Raw genomic sequence first — 1,819 nt, forward strand, 5'->3', positions numbered from 1 at the left:
AACAAGCGCCGCGAGATGGTCACGCCGATGCCCTTCCCATATGGGCAGGGTGCGTCCTAGAAATGCATTAAGTCCACCGATGAGGCGGTTTCCGGCGAGGACCATAATCTCGTCTGCCGCGCGGACATGATTCCAAATGGGGCGCGCCTGTGCGCGCTCAAGCATGTATCCGCCTGCCGCCTGCGCGATGTTATCGCCTTCCAGCACCCTGAGCGAGAGCGGCAGGCGGCCGGTGAGATCGATCGGCCGTCCGGAATCGAGTTGCTGCCGGGCTTCAAGTACCCAGGAACCGAGCTGTGGGCAGCCATCTTTCCAGCGGTGCGGATGATCAAGCCTTTCGCTTGCACCGGCGGCTTTAAGCTCTTCCCAGCGATCACGATCCGAACGAAGCGCCCGATCGGTCTTTTCCGCCCCGAATATGCGTTGCAGCGGATCGCCGAATATCCGCAACGCCGCCCCCTCGCGGTGTATTGCCATGATCACCGCGTGCTGATCGGGCGTGGTGTCCTGATGCTCATCGCAGATAATAACCGGATAGCGTCTGGCCAGCGCTCTCGCGATCATCCTCTGCGCGGAAAGAAGGCCGGCAACTTTTCTGGCCATGAGTGCAAAACCGGCGCCGCCATCTTTATAGACCCAGACAGACGGATCGGCAGGAAGGTCCAGTATCCTGTGATAGGCTATGGCAATCTGCGTGATCAGCGCGTCGATCGTTCTTATCTCGACCCTGTCGCCCGCGTGCGCCGTGCGAGCGGCGAACACCCCGCAGGCACCATGGGTGTGGGTTAGGATCAGCAGCCTGCCGCTGCCGAGCGTTCCCGCAACATCACGCGCATAGTTTGCCCCCTGGTGCGTCTTTCCGCAGCCGGCCGGCGCCTCGATGATGACCAGCGGCTCATGCGAGCGGAGCAGCCCGGCAACAGCTTCATCGCTCACAGGCCAAGCGTCCCGATAGCAGGGCGTTCAGCCGCCAGCAAGATCGCATTCAGAAGTGGCAGGATACGCGGCCGGATCGCCGGCCATGCGCCAAGTGCGACCATCTTTACGGCAAGTTCCCGGCCGCCGTCCCCGGATTTGAACCAGATCTTGCCGTGCGCTTTCCATTCCTTGCGTGTTGCCTTGTCTTCTTCCGCCACTTCGTCGGCATTGCCACTGGCGGCCGCGATAACGAGAGCCTTCAGCGTAGTGCCCTTTTCGAGAGCAGCAGCCTCGATAGCTTCAAGCTCGCGATCGGCGATTCCGAGCCGGACCGACAGCGTTCTGAGACGGGCACCCGGCAGGTCTCCGCTCTCGTCCCTTATCAGGTCAGCCAGCCGCCCATCAGGGATTGCGTCGATGACAACCTGCTCCGTGCAGCCGTTCTGCCACTGAAGGAGCCTGTCTCCGAGGTTGCCTTTCAGTGTAGCCCAGCGCCCCGGCGCCCGTCCTTCATCATCGACAAGACCAGCAAAACGCAACCCCGTCGCGGCGAGGGTTTCAAGCAGCCCTAGCACAGCGTCATTGCCCTGCCCGTCGCAGACCCTTACGCCATAATCCAGCGGATCGGCAGCAAAAGCCTTTTCGAGAAGGTAGCGCAAGAACCCAGCCTCGGTCGGCCCTTCGCCGATGACGGCGACCCTTGCCAGAAACGTCTCGGGATCGCGCTGCTGCTGCGCGGCAATCTTGTTCCGCGGCAGTGCGCCGATCCTGCAGGATGTATCGAGATACCACAGAGCCGCATCGTCAGCGCAGGCAATCGCTACCGGACTATGAGTGGTCACAAACGACTGGCCGGCATCGCCGATGATGCTGCGGACCAGTTTTCGCAGCCGGTACGGCT

2 protein-coding genes are annotated in these 1,819 nt (G+C 62.0%); both read right to left on the reverse strand.

Translation table 11 applies throughout. From position 1 onward, the window contains the following. Window positions 1-936: UvrD-helicase domain-containing protein (locus tag EOA86_RS33185; RefSeq protein WP_164892259.1), on the reverse strand; the 936-nt coding region annotated here is incomplete at its 3' end. After that, on the reverse strand, window positions 933-1,819 hold an 887-nt coding region (locus tag EOA86_RS39045; RefSeq protein WP_348633381.1), incomplete at its 5' end, for a TOPRIM nucleotidyl transferase/hydrolase domain-containing protein. The genes EOA86_RS33185 and EOA86_RS39045, both read right to left, overlap by 4 nt.

The sequence above is a fragment of the Mesorhizobium sp. M5C.F.Ca.IN.020.32.2.1 genome (assembly GCF_004023105.1).
In the GTDB taxonomy this organism is placed as follows: domain Bacteria; phylum Pseudomonadota; class Alphaproteobacteria; order Rhizobiales; family Rhizobiaceae; genus Mesorhizobium; species Mesorhizobium wenxiniae.